The organism is Guptibacillus algicola, assembly GCF_020171805.1.
Taxonomy (GTDB): Bacteria; Bacillota; Bacilli; order Bacillales; family Guptibacillaceae; genus Guptibacillus; species Guptibacillus algicola.
This window is the reverse complement of the sequence record NZ_JAIVAF010000005.1, coordinates 34,922-59,184: the sequence shown is the minus strand read 5'-3', so window position 1 is coordinate 59,184 and position 24,263 is coordinate 34,922. Positions and strand designations below refer to the sequence as shown.

At 40.3% G+C, this 24,263-nt stretch carries 22 protein-coding genes and 3 tRNA genes; 2 read left to right on the top strand and 23 right to left on the bottom strand.

What is annotated here, in order from left to right; all coding sequences use genetic code 11:
* Positions 1–136: 136 nt before the first annotated feature.
* Positions 137–1,777 carry a hypothetical protein gene (locus tag LCM09_RS16075; protein ID WP_224884022.1) on the bottom strand — a complete coding sequence of 547 codons (1,641 nt, stop codon included), beginning with the start codon at positions 1,775–1,777 and terminating at the stop codon, positions 137–139.
* On the bottom strand, positions 1,774–2,568 hold the full coding sequence (locus LCM09_RS16070; RefSeq protein WP_224884021.1) for an ABC transporter ATP-binding protein: 795 nt from the start codon (positions 2,566–2,568) through the stop codon (positions 1,774–1,776). Before LCM09_RS16070 ends, LCM09_RS16075 begins: the two co-directional genes overlap by 4 nt.
* 151 nt (positions 2,569–2,719) lie before the next feature.
* Between LCM09_RS16070 and LCM09_RS16065 the strand changes: the two genes are divergently transcribed.
* Positions 2,720–4,177 carry a phospholipase D family protein gene (locus LCM09_RS16065; RefSeq protein WP_224884019.1) on the top strand — a complete coding sequence of 486 codons (1,458 nt, stop codon included), beginning with the start codon at positions 2,720–2,722 and terminating at the stop codon, positions 4,175–4,177.
* 426 nt (positions 4,178–4,603) lie between these two features.
* Here LCM09_RS16065 and LCM09_RS21025 read toward each other — a convergent pair whose 3' ends face one another.
* The 6 genes from LCM09_RS21025 to nagA all read right to left on the bottom strand — a co-directional run bounded on the left by LCM09_RS21025 (position 4,604) and on the right by nagA (position 8,471).
* Positions 4,604–4,699 (bottom strand): hypothetical protein, encoded by a 96-nt coding sequence (locus LCM09_RS21025; protein ID WP_489753192.1) that lies wholly within the window; start codon positions 4,697–4,699, stop codon positions 4,604–4,606.
* An 85-nt stretch (positions 4,700–4,784) separates the two neighbouring features.
* On the bottom strand, positions 4,785–5,015 hold the full coding sequence (locus tag LCM09_RS16060; protein WP_224884017.1) for an excisionase family DNA-binding protein: 231 nt from the start codon (positions 5,013–5,015) through the stop codon (positions 4,785–4,787).
* Positions 5,016–5,053: 38 nt separating this feature from the next.
* The gene (locus LCM09_RS16055; RefSeq protein WP_224884016.1) at positions 5,054–5,785 is read right to left on the bottom strand and encodes an SIS domain-containing protein; all 732 of its coding nucleotides are present in this window, start codon (positions 5,783–5,785) and stop codon (positions 5,054–5,056) included.
* An 18-nt stretch (positions 5,786–5,803) separates the two neighbouring features.
* Positions 5,804–6,526 carry a GntR family transcriptional regulator gene (locus tag LCM09_RS16050; protein ID WP_224884014.1) on the bottom strand — a complete coding sequence of 241 codons (723 nt, stop codon included), beginning with the start codon at positions 6,524–6,526 and terminating at the stop codon, positions 5,804–5,806.
* Positions 6,527–6,542: 16 nt separating this feature from the next.
* Entirely contained in the window at positions 6,543–7,280 is a 738-nt protein-coding gene (gene nagB / locus LCM09_RS16045; RefSeq protein WP_224884011.1) for a glucosamine-6-phosphate deaminase, read from the bottom strand.
* 12 nt (positions 7,281–7,292) lie between these two features.
* Complete coding sequence (gene nagA / locus LCM09_RS16040; protein ID WP_224884009.1) at positions 7,293–8,471, bottom strand: N-acetylglucosamine-6-phosphate deacetylase; 1,179 nt, start codon at positions 8,469–8,471, stop codon at positions 7,293–7,295.
* Between the two features lie 189 nt (positions 8,472–8,660).
* Here nagA and nagE point away from each other — a divergent pair, with 189 nt between their 5' ends.
* Complete coding sequence (gene nagE / locus LCM09_RS16035) at positions 8,661–10,022, top strand: N-acetylglucosamine-specific PTS transporter subunit IIBC (protein WP_224884396.1); 1,362 nt, start codon at positions 8,661–8,663, stop codon at positions 10,020–10,022.
* Between the two features lie 64 nt (positions 10,023–10,086).
* Here nagE and LCM09_RS16030 read toward each other — a convergent pair whose 3' ends face one another.
* From LCM09_RS16030 to LCM09_RS15960, 15 genes are all read right to left on the bottom strand, one after another.
* Positions 10,087–10,662, bottom strand: a complete 576-nt coding sequence (locus LCM09_RS16030) for a hypothetical protein (protein WP_224884007.1) — start codon at positions 10,660–10,662, stop codon at positions 10,087–10,089.
* A gap of 9 nt (positions 10,663–10,671) precedes the next feature.
* Positions 10,672–11,859, bottom strand: coding sequence for a ParM/StbA family protein (locus LCM09_RS16025; protein WP_224884005.1), 1,188 nt, complete (start codon positions 11,857–11,859; stop codon positions 10,672–10,674).
* Between the two features lie 406 nt (positions 11,860–12,265).
* On the bottom strand, positions 12,266–13,810 hold the full coding sequence (locus LCM09_RS16020; RefSeq protein WP_224884003.1) for a malate:quinone oxidoreductase: 1,545 nt from the start codon (positions 13,808–13,810) through the stop codon (positions 12,266–12,268).
* Between the two features lie 259 nt (positions 13,811–14,069).
* Positions 14,070–14,549 carry a 23S rRNA (pseudouridine(1915)-N(3))-methyltransferase RlmH gene (gene rlmH / locus LCM09_RS16015; RefSeq protein ID WP_224884002.1) on the bottom strand — a complete coding sequence of 160 codons (480 nt, stop codon included), beginning with the start codon at positions 14,547–14,549 and terminating at the stop codon, positions 14,070–14,072.
* A gap of 116 nt (positions 14,550–14,665) precedes the next feature.
* Entirely contained in the window at positions 14,666–14,833 is a 168-nt protein-coding gene (locus tag LCM09_RS16010; protein WP_404800853.1) for a CxxH/CxxC protein, read from the bottom strand.
* A gap of 78 nt (positions 14,834–14,911) precedes the next feature.
* On the bottom strand, positions 14,912–16,126 hold the full coding sequence (locus LCM09_RS16005) for a S1C family serine protease (protein ID WP_224884392.1): 1,215 nt from the start codon (positions 16,124–16,126) through the stop codon (positions 14,912–14,914).
* Between the two features lie 78 nt (positions 16,127–16,204).
* Positions 16,205–16,999, bottom strand: a complete 795-nt coding sequence (locus LCM09_RS16000) for an MBL fold metallo-hydrolase (RefSeq protein WP_224883999.1) — start codon at positions 16,997–16,999, stop codon at positions 16,205–16,207.
* A 14-nt stretch (positions 17,000–17,013) separates the two neighbouring features.
* On the bottom strand, positions 17,014–17,922 hold the full coding sequence (locus LCM09_RS15995; RefSeq protein ID WP_224883997.1) for a two-component system regulatory protein YycI: 909 nt from the start codon (positions 17,920–17,922) through the stop codon (positions 17,014–17,016).
* A complete protein-coding gene (locus LCM09_RS15990; RefSeq protein WP_224883995.1) occupies positions 17,909–19,282 on the bottom strand; it encodes a YycH family regulatory protein in 1,374 nt (457 codons plus the stop codon). The genes LCM09_RS15995 and LCM09_RS15990 overlap by 14 nt, the downstream gene beginning before the upstream one ends.
* On the bottom strand, positions 19,279–21,081 hold the full coding sequence (gene walK / locus LCM09_RS15985) for a cell wall metabolism sensor histidine kinase WalK (RefSeq protein ID WP_224883993.1): 1,803 nt from the start codon (positions 21,079–21,081) through the stop codon (positions 19,279–19,281). The genes LCM09_RS15990 and walK overlap by 4 nt, the downstream gene beginning before the upstream one ends.
* 10 nt (positions 21,082–21,091) lie before the next feature.
* On the bottom strand, positions 21,092–21,796 hold the full coding sequence (gene yycF, locus LCM09_RS15980) for a response regulator YycF (protein WP_224883991.1): 705 nt from the start codon (positions 21,794–21,796) through the stop codon (positions 21,092–21,094).
* A gap of 332 nt (positions 21,797–22,128) precedes the next feature.
* Positions 22,129–23,523 carry a peptidoglycan DD-metalloendopeptidase family protein gene (locus LCM09_RS15975; RefSeq protein ID WP_224883989.1) on the bottom strand — a complete coding sequence of 465 codons (1,395 nt, stop codon included), beginning with the start codon at positions 23,521–23,523 and terminating at the stop codon, positions 22,129–22,131.
* Between the two features lie 233 nt (positions 23,524–23,756).
* Positions 23,757–23,832, bottom strand: a tRNA-Phe gene (locus LCM09_RS15970).
* A gap of 161 nt (positions 23,833–23,993) precedes the next feature.
* Positions 23,994–24,069, bottom strand: a tRNA-Asp gene (locus LCM09_RS15965).
* 111 nt (positions 24,070–24,180) lie between these two features.
* Positions 24,181–24,257: transfer RNA gene (locus LCM09_RS15960), tRNA-Met, on the bottom strand.
* Positions 24,258–24,263 lie beyond the last annotated feature (6 nt).

Below are 24,263 nucleotides of genomic sequence, written 5' to 3'. Positions count from 1 at the left end.
TATTTCGTAGGAATTTCGAATATACCTTCAATCCTACTAGTTTAAGGTGAACAAAAAGCGAGCATCCTGGAGCAGAAACCCTCCACTTTCATGGAAAAAACAGCCCCAAAAAATTGTCGACAGCTTTAGAAGCTCCTCATACAGAGGGGCTTCTTTTCAGTCCTAGCTTCCAAATGAGAGGTGTCATCACTATTGCAAGCAATAGATAGATCCACACCCCAAAAGGGATAAATGTTGCTCCAAGATGAATCAAACCAAATATAGGGATCAACAATACGAAAGGTAATGTTTTCCACCCATCGCTTTGAGTTGAACTCTCGAAAGGTTCAGAGAAAGGTAGTGTTCCTTTAATTAACTTAAAGCATAGAACACTATAAATGAAAGTGACGAGAAAAACGATTAGAAGATCAGGTACAATACGAATACCAAAAATCACTGTATAGATGATACTAAGCACGGAAAACAAAGGTAGAAACAAACGAATGAGGAGAGCTTTTAACGTCCCTTTAATACTATTCGTTAAATCTGTTACCGGCGTCACATGGTAAATCCACGCTCCTTTGTTCTTACTAGAATATTGAAGCATGATGACGACCCCTGGAATCATCATTAACGCAGCATAGATCGATAGATACGATCTACCCTCTCCTAACACGTCGAAGGATCCTGCTGCTGAATAATTATTATAAAGAAAAACAAAAGGAAAGATCATCGCAAATCCTAGCGATGGATAGATCTTTAGTTTTAACTCTCTTTCATTCTTAAGCATCTTCTCTGCGAATCGATAAAATGCATGTTCTTCCTTACTTCGAGTAGCCAAAGAGGCGATACGCTTAAATAGATCAAAGCGTTTCTGTTTTGAACGTTTGGTCGTTTGGTCCATCAATTTCACAAGATTTTCTTCGTACCTCGGGAGGATTTTTGCATATGCCACAAATGAAAGTACTGGAACTATGACTGCAAGTGCTGAAAGTATAAAATAGTACGTTCCTGTCTCACCGTTCAACACGACCGCAAACGGCGCACTGAACCATACAGGAGGTAATAACAGCGTCCACCACTCAGGCGTAAACTGCGCTTCAAGCTCAACGAACTCAAACGCACGCGCAACGACTTGATAGCCAAGTACGATCGTAATCGATAATCCGATCTGAACATAGTTGATCATATCCCTCAGCCGCTCTCCCCCGAAGAACTTTAAGATTACATAATACAGCATGGCTGTGATCGCTAAGATAAATAGGTCGCTGAATAGGATGGTCAGTACCATCAACACTCCAAATAAAATACCATGTCGAATCGTACCAATGATAAGAGATGTGCTAATAATCGCAACCGTTATGAAAAACAGGTAAATCGTAACATGCATCGCCTTTGATGCACTGATCGTTTTACTATTAACTGGCCTTGTTCCGAGAATCGTTTGATCACGTACATCTAGTAGTACCGATGAAAAATCAGAAATCATCGTTGTCATGATCAAGAACATGAATACCCCGGTGATGACGCTCACCTGGAACATGTAGTTGTCGCCTACAAAGAGGATGGGTACAAGAGTAAGCCCAATAAAGGCATAAAACCAGAGAGATTTTAAAAACTGGTTTTGATCACTCTTTTTATTACTGCCCATGTTCTGACTCATAACGGTGGAGGTTCGCCTCCCATCCATTGTAAGCTTCACTTGGAGAATACGACGCATCATACGATAATCGATTCCTGCTTTCTCAAAAAACACCTTAAATAGATCCAACAGCTTCAACGTGTTGAAATTCTTCATGTTTTATCACGTTGTACGATTTGCACAAACTCCTCAGATAGATCCTTATACTCCTTAAATCCGGTTAATTGATTAAAAATCTCCTCTAGTGACCCTTCTTTATTCTTCTGTCGAAGTTCTTCAAAACTCCCGTCCGCAACAATCTTTCCTTCGTTAAGGAGCAAGATGCGGCTGCTGATTTTCTCAACGACCTCCATGATATGTGAAGAATAGAAGATCGTTTTCCCTTGCTCAGATAGTTTGGCAAGAATCTCTTTGAAAATCATCACACTGTTCGCATCCAGACCATTGATCGGTTCATCTAAAAACAAGAGATCTGGGTCATGCAACAAACTCGAAATGAGCAATACTTTTTGCTTCATTCCTTTCGAATATGATGAAATACGAGAATCATAGACTTCTTCAAGATCAAAGATCTTCATTAACTCTCTTGCTTTTGTTTCTGCTTTCTCAGGCTCCAATCCATACAACTCACCAGTAAAGGAAAGATATTCTCTAGCTGATAAATTATCATAAATGTCTGCCATTTCTGGGACATAGCCAATTCTATATTTGTAATCTACGTTATTTTCTTTAATACTTTCACCAAATATCTCTACGTCACCTTCGTAAGAACCTTCAAGTCCGAGCATAATTTTCACTGTCGTACTCTTACCCGCACCGTTTGGGCCTATATAACCAATAATCTGTCCTTTGTACACATCTAGATCGATCTCATCTAAGACAAGTTTGTCACCATATCGTTTTGTTAATCCTTTTATAGAAAGCACCTTATCTGATTGTTTTTCCACCTTACTTCCCCCTGTTTTCTTGTGATTGTTAGTATGTAATACGTATTTTGCAATAAAAGGTTTCAGGAGCGCTTTTCTTTCTTTCCTAAAAAGGATTAACGCGCACTCCTTAGGGTATAAGAACAGTAAACAATTTCGAGGAGTCCGCCTAATGAAGAAAAAGTCATGGTATAAGAAAAAACGCTGGATTGCATTAAGTATCTTTCTTCTTATTTATAGTGGTGTGTTACTTTATCATCGTTTCAAACCTCTACCTGAAGGGATATCTTACGCTTCAGACGTTCACTCTTTGCAAGAAGATGAAATTGAGTTTTTGTACGATTTAACATATGACAAAGGCGATAAGGAAGTCTATGATCAGTCCATTTTCGATGAAGTGAATAAGACCATCAAAGAATCGGACGATTTTCTTGTGTTAGACCTTTTTCTTTTCAACGGATTTACAGATGGGAAAAGAGATTATCCGAAAATCAGCGAGCGATTAGCAAATTCAGTTATAGATGTGATGGAGGAAAACCCCTCACTAAAGGTCGTTTTGATCAGTGATGAGATCAATACATCCTACAATTCCCATAAGGCTCCACAAATCAACGAATTAAGGGAGATGGGAGCAGAAGTTATTTATACGGACTTGAACCGTTTACGAGATCCTAACTTGTTCTATTCAGGACTATGGCGCATGACGTTATCATGGTTCGGTCAGAGTGGTCCTGGATGGATACCTAATCCTCTTGCATCTTCTGCTCCAGAGGTCACAATGCGCTCGTACTTAGATTTATTCAATATAAAAGCAAATCACCGAAAAACGGTTATGAATGAAGACGCGGGTATCATTATGTCAGCTAATCCGCATGATGCGAGTGGATTTCATTCCAATATCGCATTTAAAGTGAAAGGATCTATACTAAATGATTTGATTCGATCTGAAAAAGCGGTCGCTGCTTTTTCTGGAGGAGACTTATCGACGTTTCCAGAGCTCCCTGCTGTACAGGCAGCGGAAAAAGAAAAAGAAGCTACTGTTAAAGGACAAATCGTCACTGAAAGTAAGATTCAAGATAGCGTTGTTACCGCAATTGACGATGCAAAAGAAGGCGATGAGATCAACATCGGTATGTTCTATCTCGCTGACAGGGATATTATTGACGCTATCGTTGATGCCACAGAGCGGAAAGTAAAGGTTCGAATGGTTCTTGATCCTAACCAAAACGCATTCGGTCATCAGAAGATGGGGTTGCCAAACCTTCCGATCACAGGGGAACTGCACAAACAAGGTGACGACTATTTAAAGATCCGTTGGTATGACACGAATAAGGAGCAGTTTCATACGAAAATGTTGTATGTGAAAGGGAAACAGGAAAGCACAATTATAGGAGGATCGGGTAACTATACATCAAGAAATATGGATGACTATAACATGGAATCAAATATTCACCTAAAAGCCTCTAATGATTCTAAGGTCGTCCAAGATGTTGATCGTTACTTTGAACGTATTTGGAATAACGAGGACGGCGTTTACACGGTTGAGTACTCAACATATCAAAACAAGTTATCGGCATTTAAATACATCATGTATATTCTACAAAAACTATTCCAGGTAACAACTTATTAGTTTGTGGAGACAGTCTTAAGGACCATCTGCCAGGGATATGGTGGTGATTTCCGCTACAGGATGCTCGCTTTCCGCGGGGCGGGCGGTGAGCCTTCTCAGCGCACAAGAACTTGCGCCTCCGGGGTCTCACCTGTCCCGCACATCCCGCAGGAGTCGAGCATCCTTCCGCTCCAATCAACATGTAAATGTATTATATCAAAACGAGACAAAAGCAAAACTGATTAACAGATGAATACTTATAATTGGCGGAAAGTTTATTGTGTTTATTGCGTTCTAGTAGGAGTGAATATCGCCTGCTCCCGTGGAAAACGGGCGTTCGTCCACTGGAAAGCAAGCGGTATTCAAACTCCTACGGCATAGGGAACAGAAAAATAATGAGTGTTCCAAAAAATGAAACCCGGAGAATCTAGAATCCTCCGGGTTTTTTTACATACGTTTTGCTTTACTTTTATTTCTCATCTTTCTTACGATTGGATAGATTATGGGACCGTACTTGATTGCTCGTTTGATTAATTTCTTCATAACGAATGCCTCCCTCTATAAGGATGCTATTCCCGATTTTAGAATTCATAAACGGCATTACGTCTAATACGGCTACCCTTGAAAATCAATCTTCGTCTTTCACATCTGGGTCTTCTGGAAGTGGTTCATTCATCTCTTCTTCCATCCGTTTCTTGTATTTCTCTAATTGTTCTAGGTGAGTATTGAATTGTTCTTTATAAATCAGATACTGTTCGCCATCATGAATGACTCGTATCCGTTTTTCTCGTATCAACGTTTCAATATACTCTTCCGGAAGTGATAAATATTCAGCTGTTTCCTTTATTGAGAGATACAAAAATCTCTCCTCCTTTTATATGTGCATTATGCCGAGAATTACAGAAGTGAAATTCTTTCTTGATAGGCCTCGATCAATTTTTTATTATGAAGGTCTGAGCCATCGATATTGCCACTACGAAAGACAGGAGGTTCTCCTCCAGAAGCAATCAGTCCATCAATGACTTGAGCAACGATACCATTGAGTAGCGCCATCCCTATAACAGATGAAAGAGGTGCATAGGAAAAGCCTTTGCTTTCAAGCGAAAATACCGCGTCACCCGGTTTGATGTGGTTATCGAGTACAAGGTCTACAGTATCTTTTAAATAAAGTCCTTCTTTATGGCGTGAGGGTTGGTCCTCACTTGCTTCTAAAGACGTTAACCCTATTACGAACGCCCCCTTCTCTTTGCTGATACGGCCTACATCTACCGGTACAGGATTTCGGCCTGAGTTAGACACGATGATAACGGCATCACCATTCCGGATATCTTGCTTTTGCATAAAGGTATCCGCAAACCCATTCATCCGCTCGTACTCTGAAGATTTGCTACCACCTTGATGAAGCATTAATTCTTCTATCAAAATAGGGCGAACAGCAGCTAACCCTCCCGCTCGATAGAACATCTCCTCAGCCATCATATGAGAATGTCCACAACCAAACACATGGATGATGTTACCTGATTTCACCACTTTGGTAATTACCTTAACTGCTTTATCTATCTTTTTACGTTCATTATTTTCAACAGCATCTAGTGCATGTTTTATTTCTGAAAAGTATTCTGAGAGCATACGAATGCCTCCTGTCGATTACCTCTTCAATGTGATCATAAATTTGTAACGATCGGCTCTATAAGATGATTTCACAACCTCTAGAGGAGTTTCATCTGCAAGTTTCGTGTTTCTTTGTATAAGCAGGATGGGAGAACCCTTTTTGATCTTAAGGTACTGAGATTCTTGCTGTGTTGCAATAGAAGACTCTAATACTTGTGTTGCCTCGCCAATCTTGATGGATAATTGTTTCTCAATATAATCATAGAGTGATTGGCTAACAGTATCCTCCGTTATTCCTTTCACAAGGTTTGCAGAAACAAACGTGGTTTCTAGTGCCATCGGTATACCATCCGCAAGTCTGACTCGCTTGATTTCATAAACAGGAGCATGCTCTTGGATGTTCAACTGTTCAGAAATATATGCAGGAGACGAAACGATTTCAAAGCTGATCAATTTGCTACTAGGGACCATCCCCCTGCTCTGCATATCCTCAGTAAAGCTGGTGAGTCCTAAAAGCTGTTGCTCAATCTTTTTCTCAGCGACAAATGTACCTACCCCTTTTTGACGAAATAGATAACCTGAATTTACAAGCTCTGTAATCGCTTGTCTCACTGTCATCCGGCTGATTTTGAACCTTTCTGCATATTCTCGTTCAGAAGGAAGTGAATCTCCTGGCTTAAGCTCTCCCTTTTCGATCATCCCTTTGATCAGTTCTACAAGTTGATAATATATTGGTAAAGGGGATGTTTTATCAATCATTCGTATGATTCTCCTTTCAGCCGTTTACAGGAATTCCTGACAATGCGCTTCTGTCAGCAATTATTGTAACATGAGGGTGTTTCGTTAAAACCGAAGCAGGAAATCCCTCATCGCTTTGTCTGATAAGTAACTCTTTGAGCGCATGATGCTTCGACTCTCCTGAAACCAACAATACGATCTCCTTACTTTGCATAATCGTAGAAATGCCCATTGTTATCGCTCTCTGTGGAACTTCGTCGGCATGATTAAAAAAACGCGCATTTGCCTGGCGCGTCGATGGTGCGAGCTCCACTACATGAGTCCTAGTCTCAAAAGCAGTGCCAGGTTCATTAAATCCGATATGCCCATTGCTTCCTAATCCAAGAAGTTGCACATCAATTCCACCAGAACGTTCGATCGCTTGTTCATATTCGATACATTCTTTATTAATATCTAAAGCAATCCCATTTGGAAGATGCTTTTGAGTTGAAGGAAGATCGATATCTTTAAAAAGGTGAGTCTCCATAAATTGATGATAACTATTTGGGTGGTCTGAACCCAGGCCAACATATTCATCTAAGTTAAATGTTGTTACACGACGATAAGAGGTACCATGTTTGGCATGATCCTCCACCATTTTCTTGTAGGTGCCTTTAGGCGTTCCGCCAGTTGCCAATCCGAGCGTTATTTCTGGGTTTTCTTTTATTTTATTAATAAAGTAGTCAGCTGCGAGATTACTGAGTTCCTGATAATCCTCTGCTTCTATGACTCTCATACTGCCCCCTCCTTATTTTGTTTCTGAAAGCACACCTTTACAGAATGTCGCAAAGATTTCTCCTTGATTATCGAGTAGGATGAGGTCTGCGTCCTTTCCAACAGCAATACTACCTTTCCGATCATACACACCGATTTGTCGAGCGGGATTTTCTGCCGCCATTTTGATCGCACTTTCTAGGGAGCAGCCAGTGAACTCCTGAATGTTACGCAAAGCGTCGTTCATTTTCAGAACACTTCCTGCTAACGTTCCATTGTCTAATACCGCTTTCCCATCTTGAACGAAAACGTCCTGACCACCAAGGTCGTAGCTTCCATTTTTTAAGCATTTTGCACGCATTGAATCTGTTATCAATACAATTCCTTCATCTGTTTTTTGGCGGTAAGCTAAATCAATCATTTCCGGACGTACGTGATAACCATCCGCAATGATTTCCGCTCTAAGTTCACCGAACAGTAAAGCAGCTCCAGCAACCCCGGGCTCGCGATGATGTAGACCTCTCATTCCATTGTAAAGGTGTGTCACATGAGTTGCGCCGTTATCAACTGCTAATTTAACCTGCTCATGCGTTGCATCAGAATGGCCAATCGAAGCAACGATTCCTTTTTTTGATAAGTATCGCACCATCTCTACTCCACGATCAAGCTCAGGAGCTAATGTTACGAGCTTTATTGTTTCACGTGCTAGTTTGTTCCATTTCTTGAACAAGTCGATGTTTGGTTCCTGAATAGCATCAGAAGGTTGTGCTCCCGCCCTAACGTTATTGATAAATGGACCTTCTAAATGAATACCTAAAATTTCCGCATTCCCTGGTTTTTGGTGATTTACTAGAAAATCTGAAGCATTGTCCAATGCTTTCTCAATTGCAGCGGCTTCGTTCGTAATCGTGGTAGCAAGGAAGCTTGTTGTACCTTCTGATGGTAGCGTTCTAGTGATCGTATCTAGGGCTTCTGGAGTGGCATCCATCGTATCTGCTCCACTCACACCGTGGATGTGCACATCGATCATCCCCGGCAATAAACTCAAGCTGTCTGAAACAGGAAAGACGCTCTCATCAGAATCGATAGTGAGAGTACTAGAGTGACCAACATCCACAATTTTTCCATCTCTTACTCTAATATATCCATTACTTATGGTTTCATCTTCAGCATATATCCGTACGTGATCAATAACAAAGCTGTCCTCATTCATACGATCAAACTCCTTATCGTTGGCTTGTTATATAAATTTTATCACCTTAAAGTACAGTTGTCTATACCAGAGGAAGAACACAAACTTCGAGTGCGTATAAATTGGTATAGACAACTATATTTAATTGTTGTTATGATTGGTTTGGAGATAAAACGTTTTCAAAACGACCATAAGGAGGTTGAAAGTATTATGCTAGGAGCTTTGCAACGGGTAGGAAAGTCGTTGATGCTACCGATTGCGGTTTTACCTGCCGCAGCATTATTGCTTCGTTTGGGGCAAGATGATTTGTTAGGAATTCCGTTCGTAGCAGCTGCAGGTGGAGCTATATTCGATAATCTTGCACTTATTTTCGCTATTGGAGTCGCTATAGGGTTTTCTAAAGATGGAAGCGGGGCTGCCGGATTATCAGGTGCAATTGGCTATCTTGTACTGACACAAGGCGCACAATCGATTGATAAAGAAATAGAAATGGCAGTGCTAGGGGGAATCATCTCAGGGATTGTCGCTGGCTTATTGTATAACCGGTTTCATGATATAAAATTACCGAGTTGGCTTGGGTTCTTTGGAGGAAGACGTTTCGTACCGATTATAACTGCTGCCACAATGGTTATACTGGCTGGAATATTCGGGTTTGTGTGGCCGCCGATTCAGGATGGTATCAATGCACTCGGACAGTGGATTATCGACGCTGGTGCACTTGGAGTAGGGGTATTTGGGTTCTTAAATAGACTCTTAATCCCATTTGGACTTCACCACGTGTTAAACAGCTTAGTATGGTTCGTTTTCGGAGAATATAACGGGGCAACGGGTGACCTCAACCGATTCTTTGCGGAAGATCCATCAGCAGGTATCTTCATGACAGGGTTCTTCCCAATTATGATGTTCGGCTTACCAGCCGCGTGTCTAGCAATGATTGCTACTGCAAAAAGAGAGAGAAGAGCTGAGGTAAGCGGCATGCTGATCGGGATTGCTTTCGCCTCATTCCTAACAGGAATTACAGAACCGATCGAATTTGCCTTTATGTTCCTGTCACCGTTTCTCTATGTTATTCACGCGCTATTAACCTCAAGCTCCATGGTTCTAGCATATGTATTGGACATTCATCATGGATTTGGGTTCTCGGCAGGAGCAATCGATTACTTCCTAAACTTCGGACTAGCCCAAAAACCTGTTCTATTGCTTATAATTGGGCTAGCATACGGAGTAATATACTTCATCATCTTCTACGTCCTTATTCGTACTTTCAACTTGAAAACACCAGGGCGTGAAGATGAAGATATGACTGCACAGGACGACGCACCTGCTGAAGGTGATAAATACGACCTCATGGCTGGTCACTTTGTAAGAAGCATCGGGGGAATTGATAACATCTCCTCGATCGATTACTGCACGACTAGGCTCCGCTTACAAATTAAAGACGCATCGGCTGTGAATGAAGCTGAATTGAAAAAACACGGTGCAAGAGGAGTAATAAAAGTTGATAGCCGCAATCTCCAAATCATTGTTGGAACGGACGTAGAGTTCGTAGCAGATGCTATGCGGAAACTTTAGTCACTATTGCCCGGAAAATATGATAAAAAGAGGCAGAAGAGAGCGTATCTCTTCTGCCTCGTTCTTATTTATTCATCTTGTCTAAGAAACCACCAAGCAAATCATCATCGTTATCTTCAGCATCTTCTTCGATCGATGAACTTTGCTCTTGCTTTGCTTGATCCCAATCGAAATTCATTAAATCATCATCATTAGGTTGAATCTCTGACACAGATTGATCTTCTTCATCACGTTCAGGTTTATATGCGGCTAGAGAGCCTTTCTCCTGCCAGTATAAAGCTTCTTCAATATCAAGAGAACTACTAGTAAACGTGGCTAATATGGAAGCAGCACGAAGAGGATCTGATAAAATCTGATAAACAATATTGCCTAGAAGAGCCTCAGAGTGTTCATGCTTCAACCAATCACGTTGGGCTTTACTTAAACCCTTTGGCAGAGGAACAGTAATCGCCTCGTTATCTCTTTTGATCGTTTGAGTCACACCCTCAAGTACATACTCTGCAATGCGACTTGAAAAGTTTCGCTTCTCTTCTTCTTTTAATTTTTGCAATTGTTTCAGAATATGATCAGGCGTGTCAGAGGGCAGCCGAAAAGTGATCGCCTGTCCCCTTTGAACCCCTGTCATCCCCGCCTTTTTCATCAAATCACCCTAGCTTTTGACCTTATGCTTATCTTCCTTCTTATCTTTAGATGCCTCTTTCTGAAGCTTTCTTCTATAATCAGAAATGAGCTTATAATAAGCATTAGACATCATCCAGATGCTTTCTTTTTCGTCCTCGAAAAAGTCGATATTATAGCCATCAAGGTTGTTGTTAAGTGTTTTAAGGTAATCTTTAAGAACGATTGACCCTCCACCTACGAAGTAACAAATTTCTGTTTGAGAATTCTTCTGCCAAACGTTACGAAGGTGACGATATTGCTTTTTAGCAAGTTCAAGAAGAATACGATCCGTAATATCATGAACGCTCGTACGACTTCCGCGAACCATAATGTGATTACGATCGTTTTTCTTCGTGATAATATCAACGACGTCACGTCTGCTATCTAGCTCAACTCCATGCTTCGAACGAATTTCTTCACGAATTAATTCTAGTGATTCCGCTACACCGATATTAAATCCTTGTGCTTTGTCATCATCAACGTTTCTGTTTTTAATAACAGCGATATCAGTAGACAATCCTCCGATATCCTGTATCAGAATACGCTTATCGATTAGATCTTTGTTAATAACGTTAAGGTCATTATCCATTACTAGGTTAATATAAGCAGCAAATCCTTCAGGGTATACCTTCACTTCATCAAACTTAATGTTAACTTTCTTACCTTGATGTTTAGGAGTTACTAAGAATTCTACCTGGTGCACAGAGCCAAGAAGTCTAGAACGATAACCAACGTCCTTTCCTTCCTTTACTTCACGAAGGGGAAGTCCAGTACCTAGTGTGTAATTAGCATCGATGACACCATTCTGATTCTTAAAGTTAGCTGTATTGTTTTCATTAACAGCATCCAAAGCTAGTGATGCAAATAGCATGATCAGCGTTTGATCTTCTTCTGATTTAGCGCTACCTGGATCAAGCTCAGTAGGGTTATCACTCGTCGTCGCAAGGTTCCCCACTCTGTAAATTGCATTGTTGTCCTGGAGAGCAGGGGAGTGTACTTTAATGTGAATACCATCGAGGGGATCCTTCGTATCAAGTTCCTCAATTCCAATTACAGGACGGTCTTCAATGTCTCTTGCAATAACGTTTGGTATGTATAAGTCGGATTCAAGTTTCCCATAGATTCCTTTTAAAGAGTCATTTCCAACATCAACAGCAGCGATTCTTGAATTACTCATAAATCAATCCACCCTTTCAAATTAAATTCAATCTAGTATTTCTACTATTAAATTAAAAGTTATAGAAGATTTCTCCATTCGTCAATAAGTCTTAGTATCTAGTTTACAATTACGTATACTTGTTTACAAAAATGTATACATGTAAACAACATTTGTATACTTGTTTACAAATACGTATACATCCCTCTGTAACAGCATGTGTACATTAATGTAAACTTGTATACATATTATGTGTACATGTAAACGATATTGCAAACAAGTACACACTTTTGTGTACATTAAGTTTTATTACAGAAAGCCCACTTTCCTTCTATCTTTATTATGCTTAGCGGTTGGTTACATACGACCTATTCACACAATAAAGCTAAGCGAACAATACGTTCGCTTAGCTTTTGGTTCCAGCATATTAACTATAAACAACTTCGTTTTTATTTAATCCTAATGTCTCTGCTGTAGAGGTATGAATCTCTTGAAAGAGATCAGGGTTCTCAGCTAACGACTGACCATATGAAGGGATCATTTCTTTAATTTTCGGTTCCCAATCTGCCATCTGTTGAGGGAAACACCTTTCGAAAAGATCAAGCATAACGTGAACAGCTGTAGAAGCACCTGGCGAAGCACCAAGTAATGCGGCAATTGAGCCATCAGAAGCGTTAACAATCTCAGTACCAAACTGAAGTGTCCCTTTGCCTCCGCTTTCAGTATCCTTAATAACTTGAACACGTTGACCTGCAACGACGATTTCCCAATCTTCTGCTTTTGCATTAGGAATAAACTCTCGAATATCTTCCATACGCTGTTCATGGGATTGCATCACTTGTTGAATTAAGTATTTAGTAAGCCCCATTTCTTTTAATCCAGCTGCCATCATTGTAAACACGTTATTTGGCTTAACTGAGCTAATCAAGTCGAGGTTTGAACCACCTTTTAAAAACTTTGGTGAAAAACCAGCAAATGGACCGAAAAGAAGCGTTTTCTTGTTGCCTATATATCTTGTATCAAGGTGTGGAACAGACATCGGAGGTGCTCCTACCTTCGCTTTGCCATATACCTTTCCATGATGCTGCTCTACAACATCTGGGTTTTTACAAACCATAAATAGCCCGCTAACAGGAAATCCTCCAATATGCTTCGATTCAGGAATACCAGTCTTTTGTAGCAGATGGAGACTACCACCACCGCCGCCTATAAAAACGAAGTCAGCAGAATGATACCCTAGTGTATCGTTTTCCATATCCTTAACCTTTACTTCCCACAGACCTTCTTTTGTACGCTTAATATCTTCAACACTATGCTTATAGTTGATGGCAACGTTTTCACTTTCCAAATTCTCAAACATCAGGCGAGTTAGCGCACCAAAATTAACATCAGTGCCCGAGTCGATTTTTGTCGCTGCTATCGGTTCATTCGTTGTACGACCATTCATTATTAATGGGATCCATTCTTTTAGCTTTTCGGGATCCTCAGTAAATTCCATGCCTTGAAACATTGGTTTCGTTGACAACGCTTCCATGCGCTTTTTCAAAAACGCGACATTTGCTTCCCCGTGTACAAGGCTCATATGTGGGATTGGCATAATAAAATCTTGAGGGTTATCAATTAAACCTTTGTTTACTAGAAATGACCAAAACTGCCTTGATAGCTGGAACTGTTCATTTACTTTTACAGCCTTACTAATGTCGATCGATCCATCAGCTTTCTCAGATGTATAATTCAGCTCACAAAGGGCGGCATGGCCTGTCCCTGCATTATTCCACTCGTTGGAGCTTTCTTCGCCTGCACTGCCGAGCTTCTCAAATACTTTTATATTCCATTCCGGTGCTAACTCTTTCAGTAATGATCCCAAAGTCGCACTCATGACTCCAGCACCAATTAAGATAACGTCTTTTTTGTGATTGTTACTCATGGTATCCTTCCTTATCTTATTAATTTTAATAAAGAGTAGGCGCACAAGCTTACGTCTCGCAAGGCGTCACTTTGGAACATTCCGTTTCTATCTCCATTATAACCATATCATATTTGAAATTCACAATTGTTAAAAATATCTATTCATATATGTTCCCTTTTTATAAAGAGTTTAGACAGCTATGTATGCAAACTAGAGTTTGTGATTAAAGTGAGTATTCTGATAGTTTTGTGAGGACGGTACGATTACCTAACCCTTATGAAAGCGTTCCTCCTTAGAAAGAAACGCTTTGCTCAGAGCATATTTACTTATGATACGGCTCCCCGCGATTAATCTTAAACGCACGATAGATCTGTTCAACGAGAACCAGTCTCATAAGCTGATGAGGGAACGTCATCTTCGAGAAGGATAGTGTATCATTCGCCCTCTTCATAACGTCGTCGCTTAAGCCTAGAGAGCCTCCTATCACAAACGCGACTTTACTTTTTCCATATGTAGCGAGCTGATCAAGGTCTTTTGCTAGTTTTTCAGAGGTTTTCATATTCCCCTCTATCGCTAGAGCTATTACGTGAGCATCCTGAGAGATTTTTGAGAGGATGCGTGTGCCTTCTGCATTCTTCACCTGCTCCATTTCAACATCACTAAGGTTCTCAGGGGCTTTTTCATCTGGCACCTCGATCACTTCTATTTTGGCAAAAGGACCGAGACGTTTCGTGTACTCTGCTATTCCTTGCTTCAGGTATTTCTCTTTTAATTTACCAACCGTAATGATACTAATATTCATGTTAAACACCTTCCCCCAAGTCGTTCTTTATATAGTACATCCACAGTTAATAAACATGTTATCAACAGGACTTATCCACATATACACATTTTCTATCCACATATCGTGACCGAATATTAGTTCGACACCATATATACGGCAGTTTCACTGCAATATTCGCATGTTGTGGACAAGTTTTCGTTGTTCTCTTCGAGCTTTTCTAACACTGGAAAATGCTCTGTTTCATCCACTGTCACATCAAGAGCAAGCTCTACATGTTCTTCGCAACTATAGATCTTCATCATTCTCATCCCTTCTAAGTTATCCACTGTGCATAACTCATAAACATAGTAAACAGGAGAGTTTCCTCTCCTGTTCATTGATTATGAGGTTTGTTGCTCAGATAATGTCACTTTTACATTTTGTTTCTTTCCTTCACGATAGATCGTCATCGTGACTGTATCTCCAATTTCTTTTTGAGAGTATAGGAATTTTCGTAGGTCGATTGAATTTTTGATGGTTTCACCGTCCAGAGCTGTAATCACATCTAGTTCTTTTAGACCCGCTTGGTATGCGGCTGATGTTGGAAAGACACTCATAATGACTACGCCGTAATCAATATCAACCGGAAGTTTCAAGGATTCACTCCAATGGTAAGTTGGAATTTCAGACAGCGATTTCGTTCCAACCCCAATTTGCGGTCTTCTCACTTCTCCATACGTTTCTAGATCATTAATGATAGGCTCTGCAATGTTGATAGGAATCGCAAATCCGATGCCCTCAACACTTGATTTCGCTATTTTCATCGAATTGATTCCGATTAACTGCCCTGAGATGTTAATTAGAGCGCCTCCGCTATTCCCAGGGTTAATCGATGCATCCGTTTGAATAACATCAGCATTCCAATCGATCGTACCGTTTTGGTCTGTATCAACAGGAAATGAGCGCTCAGGGTTACTTACGATGCCTTGCGTAACAGTTCCTTCAAGAAAGCCTAAGGGATTTCCAATAGCAACGGCTGGCTCACCAGGCTTTAGCTTATCTGAGTCTCCAAAATCAGCCACCATCGTTACATTTTCTGCTGGAATCTTCAAAACCGCAAGATCCATGAGTGGATCCGTACCGACCAACTCAGCAGCGACACGTTGCTCAGCATTTAAACTAACTTCTATCTGACTTGCACCCTGAACAACATGATTATTTGTGACAACAAACGCTGTATCACCCTGCTTTTTGTAGATAACACCTGAACCTGCACCGGCTTCTCCATAATCTTCAGCCCAGAAATCAGTCTTCTGGAGATTAATAACCCCTACAACAGCCTCATTAACCTTCTCTACCGCTGTAGTAATGTCGTTCGTTACATCGACACTGATGCTCTTTGTAATGGGGTCTTGAGCAAGCTCATCGTTTAATTCTTCTTCAGGTGCGGGAGATGTCACCTCTGGCAATACTCCTAGATCAGATAATGCCGGAATCGTAAAAAGAATGATCAATGCTCCTAGAATAGCACCAAGAAATCCAGCAACTAATGCACCACCACGATTCCCCTTCTGTTTGGTGGTCCGGCTATAATCCTCACCATCATAAAAGCCCAATTTTCTCACCTTTCCTTTCCTATCAAAAAGGTGGACCTTAGTGAGACTATCCTTCCAACTTCAACCCTTGAACGTTTATCATATTTTCGTTAGAAGCGTAGGGGCTGTAGGATCTGTGTCATAGAGATCAAACTGTTCACCTACACCAAAGCCATTTTGTTCAAGAGACTGTTGGACTGACAACCTTGCCAGGTCCTTCATGTTATTATCTTTACTTAAATGGGCTAAATAAATACGCTTCGTTTTTTCACCTATGATATCTGCAAGGGCCGCTGCTGCATCTTCATTCGAAACATGCCCCATATCTCCAAGTATTCTTCTTTTGACGTTCCAAGGATACCTTCCCATCATCAACATGTTGATGTCATGATTTGCCTCAAAAATAAGCATATCAGAATTACGAATAGTTCCCTTTATCCGTTCACTAACGTATCCAAGATCAGTTGCTAGACTTAATTTCTTACCTTCATGGTGAAACACATAAAACATAGGTTCAGCTGCATCATGAGACACACCGAACGTCTCTACATCTAAATCATGAAACGTTTTAACAGTTTCCATATCAAAATGAAATTTCTGATCGAGAGGGATTTCACCAATCGACCGCTCCATCGCCTGCCATGTTTTTTCGTTGGCGTAGATCGGTAGTTTGTAACGGCGTGCAAAGATGCCGAGACCTTTGATATGGTCACTGTGTTCATGAGTTACGAGCAAACCATCTATTTCCTTTGGGTCGATGTGTGCTTTCGCGAGGAGTTCTTCAAGCTTCTTCCCGCTCAACCCGGCATCAACCAAGAATTTCTGTTTTTCGGTACCTACAAATAGTGCATTTCCTGTACTACCGCTTGCAAGCACGCTGAATTTAAGAGACATATTACATTCCTCTCCTATTTTTCCCCTGTCGAAGGTTGTGGTGTAGATGGATCTATGATGGATGTATCGTTCGTCTCATCATTGCCTTTCTCACTTTCTTCGACCTCTTCATTATCTTTCGGATCACTGAAAACATTCTTTTCTATTGCATCTACGTAATAAACCTCAGGCTCTTCATCTTCCTTCTTTGAATTCGTTAGTACAACACGCCATGTTGGAACAAAGACAATCTTCTCTCTTTCATCCTCACTCGTCACCGTATAGTACCCTAAAGAAACATCTTCCACAACGTCATTTAACTCTAATTCTTGTTGATTTAATAACACTTCTATTGCGTCTGAAGCAGGATCTATCTTTCTCTCATCTGTAATCGCATCAAGATTGAGGTATGTTTGCGTGTAGGAAATTACCTTATCGTCTTCCATCGTAACGATTAGCATTCCAGAACTCTGATTATAAATCGGTCGATCATCCTCATACGTTTCCACAAAATAAATGATGTTTTTATCATTTGCAGAATGAGAATACTCGTATTTAGACCCTTCATAAACGTAGGTTTCTAAGAAAATAGAAAAGGCTGAAGGTAGGGTTGGATCCTTGATTGGATATGGCTTTTCCAATGTAGAGATCAACTTATTACCATCTAGTTCGATTTCTTGACCCGTGCCTTCTTCAAGCGTTTTTTCTTCCTTTTCATTAAATTCATGTACTTTCCCACTAATGAAAGGCATGTTCTGAGATTGTATAGATGGCTTTTGTTTGTAAGTCACATTGTAGCTAGCAAGCTTTTCTTCTAGTGTTACCTGCTTTAATTGCTCATGACCACTCATTGCGGTTTGTTTCTTAATCAAGTTGCTCAAAAGAAAAATATTAAACACAAGGAAGGTGAGAATGAGTATTGTTTTTGTTCTATTCCAATCCAATATCGTCCCCTCCTTGATCTACATTCTGAAGAGGTGTCCACGTTTGATTCAATTTAATGTACCACTGAGGGACAATCTCATAATCATCATACAAGCTGTCTGATCTGTTGGGAGTAATCGTATATCCAATCGTAAAATTCGTGATCGCATTCTTTTTGAAATTTCCCTCGTCTAATAAAGAAATTACTTCATCATAGGAAGGGATGTTACTCGTATCGGTATCATTTGCGTATTGAATGACTTTAAGCATGCGCTTATACGTGCTAATTTCATTGTTTTTTAAGGTCACGACGATCTCATCTAAGTCATCCTGAGAAGGACTGAATACTGGGTATCCTTGTGTATTCAACCTAAATGTTATACGATCCGTTTTAGTTTTTGATGATGTAACCCACTCACTAAGAAAATAATCATCGTTTGGATCACTTACCTGAAAGCCGAAATGCTTGTTGATAAATCCATAGGCGTTCATTATTGGTGCTTCATTTGCAACAAAGTTACTCGATGTAGATGACGGGTTTTGAAAAACCATATAATCGCTCGGTTTATCATATTTCAAATCACGGCTTCCATCTGTATATAGAGATGATGAGTTGATAACGGTATTTTCTTCTACCGCATTCTCATCAGGAAATAGCGCCGTGATGAATGAGTCAATATTCGTCAGTTCATCCGTGCTGACACGATATGATTTCATCTGAATTTCATTTGTAGGCAAATAGAAGACCGGAGTATTGTCACTGATTTGATACGACCTAGCTCTTGTCACTTTCGATTCTGAAGATTCTAGAGTTGAAAAGTTATCACTGAACCAAGCTTTCATATCGCTAGACACATCAACCGTTGCTCTCATCCCATTCTGGTTTGAGCTATTTAAGAAGATGACTTCATTGTTTTTCCCCGATTGAGCTGAAGGTATAATAATTCGATCAAAAACTTCGAGAGGAATATCACCTTTTGCGACACTAACAAGGCTTTTCAATACATCGTTTGATAGAGATGTAGGAAACACAAACTCAATACTTTCATTACGATTCACTAAACTATCGATGTTATCTACCATCATCACTGATTTCACTCTAGTGCCTGAGATGAAGTCAGTATAATAGGAATCGATTGTTTTCCGTTCAAATGATGTGAAATGCCGATCGTCTTGATGAAAGACAACTTGATTCGGCTTTATGACTTGATTCAAGTCCACTTCCTTTACACCGACTGTCTTATTCTCAGTAGGCGTAGTTTCTTTCTCATAATCCTCTTCAAATGTCCAGATTTGCCAGGTTAAGACGAGACTTAAAATAACTAAGACGTTCAACAGAATGGTCTTAATCGTCTCTAAATGCTTTTTGGTCATTCTCATTCGTCTTCGGCCTCCCTTATGCGCTTATAAGGAAGTGTAAAGTAAATAGTTGTCCCTTTACCCCACTTACTTTCTGCCCAGATGTCTCCATGATGGGCATTGATCATTTCCTTCGCAATTGCTAACCCTAGTCCAGTACCACCAAGTTGGCGAGAGCGTGCTTTATCAACACGGTAAAAACGGTCGAAGATTTTGGATAAATTGTTCTTAGGAATTCCTACACCTTGATCACTAATACTAATACGAACCTTTTTACCTATCGTCCAACATCGAGCTGTAATCGTACCACCTTCTGGAGAATACTTAATCGCATTTGAAATGATGTTATCAAGAACCTGCGTCATTTTATCTCGATCGATTCTTGTATAAATTGCGGCAGTAGGTAGCTGACGAACGATCTCAATGTTCTCCCGCTTCGACATTTCAAACCGATCTAGAACTTCATCAAACATTTCCACAAAATTGATTTCACTAAATTCAAGACGATATTCTTTTTTATCCATTTTTGATAGTTGAAGTAGATCATTTACAAGTCTGATCATACGTTCCGTTTCATTTTGGGTCACGCTTAAGAAACGTGGCGCAATCTCCGGATCAGAAAGGGCTCCTTCTTGAAGAGCTTCAAGGTAGCTTCTCATCGTTGTAAGAGGCGTACGAAGCTCATGAGAGACGTTCACGACGAATTCTCTACGTTCTTGCTCTAGCTGCTCTTGCTCTGTAATATCGTGTAGAACGGCAATTAAGCCATTTATAGGGCCATCTTCTTTGTGAATGATAGAGAAGTTCACTCGGATGATAAACGTTTGATGGTCGTTGCTTAAATCGAGAATGACTGAGTCTGGACCATTGTAGAGATCATCCCACGTCTTCTCTTCAGCATATTGGAGCACTTTATTTATAGGCGTACCTAGAGCTGTTTCACGCGAAACATCCATCATCTCTTCAGCTCGATCATTCATAAGGATGATCATTCCTTCACGATCAGTAGCAATAACGCCATCTGTCATATATGCGAGGACTGATGTTAGCTTCCGGCGTTCACCCTCAGTAATCGCATTAGCCTCCTGCAGCCTTCTTGTTAAATCATTAAAAGCTAACGCAAGTTGACCAATTTCGTCTTCTCCATATACTTTTACCTTACGGGTGAAATCTCCCCGTGCCATAACAAGCGCTTGTTTACGCATATCTGATATAGGCCTCGTAATCGTACGAGAGATTACGATTCCTAATAAGCCGGTTAATACAAGCGCAATAAGTGCGGATTGAGCTAATAGCTTGTTTACTTCGTTTGCTTGTTTAAATACATGCTCCATATCTGCTTGAATGTAGACAGCGCCTACAGTGGAATTTGAATCCCCTTCAACCGCCACGCTGTAAACGAAAAACCGCTCTCCATCTTCATCTACTAATATATCTTGATCATCAATTCCGTTTAGAGCACTGTTCACATAATCATTCGTTGAAAGTGACCCGACTAATTCGTCGTCGTAGAGAGACCCTACAATCTGACCGAGTGAATTGATGACATAGATTTGGCGAATTTCCTTTTGATTAAAATTCGCTATTAAATCAGATATAGAATTACTTTCTTCATCACTCTTACTGTTTATTTGACCAGAAACATTTTCAGCAAGCAGTTGTGCGCGATCTTTAACGGAATTAACATAGTTTTGCTCAAACTGTTCTTCAAGCTTATCGTTGAAATACACCGAAATAAATTGGATAGCGATAAGAATAAGCAGAACATATACAATTGCAAACTTAAAATGTATGGATTTAAAAAAGCCGACTTTCCCCATTTATATCTAACTACTCCTGTTCCGGCTCACGCATATAGTAACCAACCCCACGTCTAGTAATGATCCATGATGGATGGCTCGGATTATCTTCTACCTTTTCCCGAAGTCTACGCACTGTTACATCTACCGTTCTTACATCACCAAAATAATCATAGCCCCATACCGTTTGTAAAAGGTGCTCACGTGTCATGACCTGTCCTATATGCTTAGAGAGGTAGTGTAGTAGCTCAAACTCGCGGTGTGTTAATTCGATTGACTCTTCTCGTTTTGTCACTAAATAAGCATCAGGGTGAATCGTCAGAGCTCCAACATTGATTACGGAGTTCGTTGATGATTCTTTCTCAGGCTCTTGCTGACGACGTCTTAAGTTTGCTTTAACTCTCGCAATCAACTCTCTCGTGCTGAAAGGTTTCGTAACATAGTCATCTGCACCAAGCTCAAGTCCAAGAACTTTGTCTATTTCAGAGTCCTTCGCTGTCAGCATGATGATTGGCATTTCGTATTTCTTTCTCACTTCTCGGCATACTTCCATACCATCACGCTGTGGCAGCATGATATCAAGGAGAATCATATCAGGATTTTCTTCTTCAACCTTTGCAATTGCTTCATCTCCATCGTAAGCGCATACAACAGTAAAGCCTTCCTTTTCAAGGTTAAACTGAAGTATATCAGCAATGGGTTTTTCATCGTCTACAACAAGAATCTTCTTGTCCATTATGAACGCTCCTTTTTAGTAATACAGATTTATGTATTTTCAAGTAAAAGTCATGTCTTATTTCGTCTATTCTATCATATTATAACTATTTTATTTATCATCTACCCTAAAGCGGCACATGTAAAAAGAAAACCTCCAGTAAGAGCTGAAGATTTTCAGACTGTCGAGACAGTTTAGAAAAAACAGTACTATCCAATAGTATGGTGGAGATTTCCGCTCCAGGATGCTCGCTTTCCGCGGGGCGGGCGGTGAGCCTGCATTTGCTACAAATGTAGGAGGAGTACCTTTCAAATAAACTGAAAACCTTCAGCAACAACTGAAGGTTTTTCTTCTTAAAGGTATTTCATTGGGTTTTGGAGCTTACCGTTTTTGTACACTTCAAAATGAAGGTGGATTCCTGTAGATTTCCCTGTAGTACCCATCACGCCAATCTTGTCGCCTTTCTGCACTGTGTCTCCTACAGAGACAGAAATAGAAGAAAGATGAGAATAGGTCGTTTTCATTCCATTGTTATGATTAATGGTTACTTGATTGCCATAACCATTTCGTTTACCAGCTGCAGTAACTTTACCATTATCTACAGTCTTAATCGTTCGATCTGAGACGCCTGCGATATCGATTCCTTTATGGAAAGATCCCCAGCGCTCTCCCTGTTTACTTGTTATCGTACCACCGACAGCTGGCCATGCGAAGGATCCTGTACCTTTCGAAGGAATCTCTTTCGTGCCAATCATTACTTTCTTCTTAACTGGCTCTTTCGTAACTTCCTCTTTGATGATATCTTCCTTTATTACCTCACCGTTTTCTTTAGAAACGCTATATGTTACCTTCTTCTCGCCTTTTTCACCAGACTGGGTAACTTCCTTCTTACCTTTTAAAAGCGAATCACTTTCAGTAGTTTCTGTATCAAAACCAATTTCTTCATCTTTAATCACTTCTTCAGTTTCAAGTACTTTTACGATTTTCTTTTCAAGTACTTTCACCTGATTAAGATCTTCTATTGTTTCTTCATTTGAGAGATCGTTAAGTTCTCTAATCTCTGATTCATCCATATCGAATTCCTCAGCGAGGTCAGCTAGTGTTTCACCCTCACCGACTTCTTTCTCCACTTCCTTCGTGTAGCCCTCTTCAATTCGAGTTACGCCTTCTTCATCAGTTAACACATTCTCTTTCTTTGTTTCAACTTCTTCAATGGAAAAAGTAGTAGAAAGCTCTAAGAAATCAGCTGGATGTTTATTATCATCTTCCTCAACCTTGCTCTCGATTTCTTTCACTTTGTCTTCTGATAGAAACGGCTTTGCATATTCCCAAAGTGATTGTTTAGCTTGGGACTCATTCGGGAAGACTCCTACAGATTCATTGTTAAATGATAGTTCATATCCCTTTGCTACAAAGGTTAATTCATTATCAATTTTATTTAAGGTTTCTTCATTATCATATGAAGGCTGAAACAACCGTTTCGGGACTATTTCAAGATCGTTTTTGACCATTAAGGTTAAATCGTCTGTTTGTCTTTCTTCTTTCATCTTATCTATTTTATTTGTAAAAAGTTCTTTATCATCGATCGTTCCTACATTATTACCATCTATGTATACGTGATAGACTGGTTTCATCATATTATATACAGTAGCACTTGCTGGCTCGACACCAGTAAGCATGCTAACACTTATTAACGAGAATAGAGCTACGGATTGACACACTCTTTTTACTAGCTTAGATGTTGCCATAATGTTTCCTCCTGCGATTTGCTTACGCTTATAAATTTACTCACGATTTGAACTTTAACATACATACAAAGTCAATAGGGTATTACTCCCCATTTTGTAACACAAATGTAGTCTATTCGTCATGATTGTGGTATTCCTTGGTAGTAATGCTATAAATTGCAGTGTTCTGTAAACACAAAAAAGCACATCTCCGTAGAGACATGCTTGTATATAGTCATATTAATAGTTAGAAATGGTGGCTCCGGACGGAATCGAACCGCCGACACGTGGATTTTCAGTCCACTGCTCTACCGACTGAGCTACAGAGCCATGTTTGTTTAAATGTCCATCAGGTTATGCTGAGTAAAACCACTGTCCCTTCCTCTTCTAGCAACGCTTCGCAGCTTGCTGTGTCGGGACAACTCGTCGGATATTCAGTGATGCTTTGCTCGTTGCTCTACCGACTGAGCTACAGAGCCTTAAAGATTAAATGGCGGTCCCGACGGGAATCGAACCCGCGATCTCCTGCGTGACAGGCAGGCATGTTAACCGCTACACCACGGGACCGTACTATTACGTAGTAAACTGTAAACTATTAATTATGAGTTTAGGTTGCCCTAAAGGACTACCATTAAATTTTAACTTCGAAGCATAATCGACGTAGTTAAAATTTTATTTTGGTTGCGGGGGCAGGATTTGAACCTGCGACCTTCGGGTTATGAGCCCGACGAGCTACCGAACTGCTCCACCCCGCGACGGTA

What these genes read in the sequence shown, in the direction of transcription:
- LCM09_RS16075 (WP_224884022.1), bottom strand. Translation starts at nt 1,777, where the DNA reads ATGAAGAATTTCAACACGTTGAAGCTGTTGGATCTATTTAAGGTGTTT.
- LCM09_RS16065 (WP_224884019.1), top strand. Translation starts at nt 2,720, where the DNA reads ATGAAGAAAAAGTCATGGTATAAGAAAAAACGCTGGATTGCATTAAGT.
- LCM09_RS21025 (WP_489753192.1), bottom strand. Translation starts at nt 4,699, where the DNA reads ATGAAGAAATTAATCAAACGAGCAATCAAGTACGGTCCCATAATCTAT.
- LCM09_RS16055 (WP_224884016.1), bottom strand. Translation starts at nt 5,785, where the DNA reads ATGCTCTCAGAATACTTTTCAGAAATAAAACATGCACTAGATGCTGTT.
- LCM09_RS16050 (WP_224884014.1), bottom strand. Translation starts at nt 6,526, where the DNA reads ATGATTGATAAAACATCCCCTTTACCAATATATTATCAACTTGTAGAA.
- nagB (WP_224884011.1), bottom strand. Translation starts at nt 7,280, where the DNA reads ATGAGAGTCATAGAAGCAGAGGATTATCAGGAACTCAGTAATCTCGCA.
- nagA (WP_224884009.1), bottom strand. Translation starts at nt 8,471, where the DNA reads ATGAATGAGGACAGCTTTGTTATTGATCACGTACGGATATATGCTGAA.
- nagE (WP_224884396.1), top strand. Translation starts at nt 8,661, where the DNA reads ATGCTAGGAGCTTTGCAACGGGTAGGAAAGTCGTTGATGCTACCGATT.
- LCM09_RS16030 (WP_224884007.1), bottom strand. Translation starts at nt 10,662, where the DNA reads ATGAAAAAGGCGGGGATGACAGGGGTTCAAAGGGGACAGGCGATCACT.
- LCM09_RS16025 (WP_224884005.1), bottom strand. Translation starts at nt 11,859, where the DNA reads ATGAGTAATTCAAGAATCGCTGCTGTTGATGTTGGAAATGACTCTTTA.
- rlmH (WP_224884002.1), bottom strand. Translation starts at nt 14,549, where the DNA reads ATGAATATTAGTATCATTACGGTTGGTAAATTAAAAGAGAAATACCTG.
- LCM09_RS16010 (WP_404800853.1), bottom strand. Translation starts at nt 14,833, where the DNA reads ATGATGAAGATCTATAGTTGCGAAGAACATGTAGAGCTTGCTCTTGAT.
- LCM09_RS16000 (WP_224883999.1), bottom strand. Translation starts at nt 16,999, where the DNA reads ATGTCTCTTAAATTCAGCGTGCTTGCAAGCGGTAGTACAGGAAATGCA.
- LCM09_RS15990 (WP_224883995.1), bottom strand. Translation starts at nt 19,282, where the DNA reads ATGAGAATGACCAAAAAGCATTTAGAGACGATTAAGACCATTCTGTTG.
- walK (WP_224883993.1), bottom strand. Translation starts at nt 21,081, where the DNA reads ATGGGGAAAGTCGGCTTTTTTAAATCCATACATTTTAAGTTTGCAATT.
- yycF (WP_224883991.1), bottom strand. Translation starts at nt 21,796, where the DNA reads ATGGACAAGAAGATTCTTGTTGTAGACGATGAAAAACCCATTGCTGAT.
- LCM09_RS15975 (WP_224883989.1), bottom strand. Translation starts at nt 23,523, where the DNA reads ATGGCAACATCTAAGCTAGTAAAAAGAGTGTGTCAATCCGTAGCTCTA.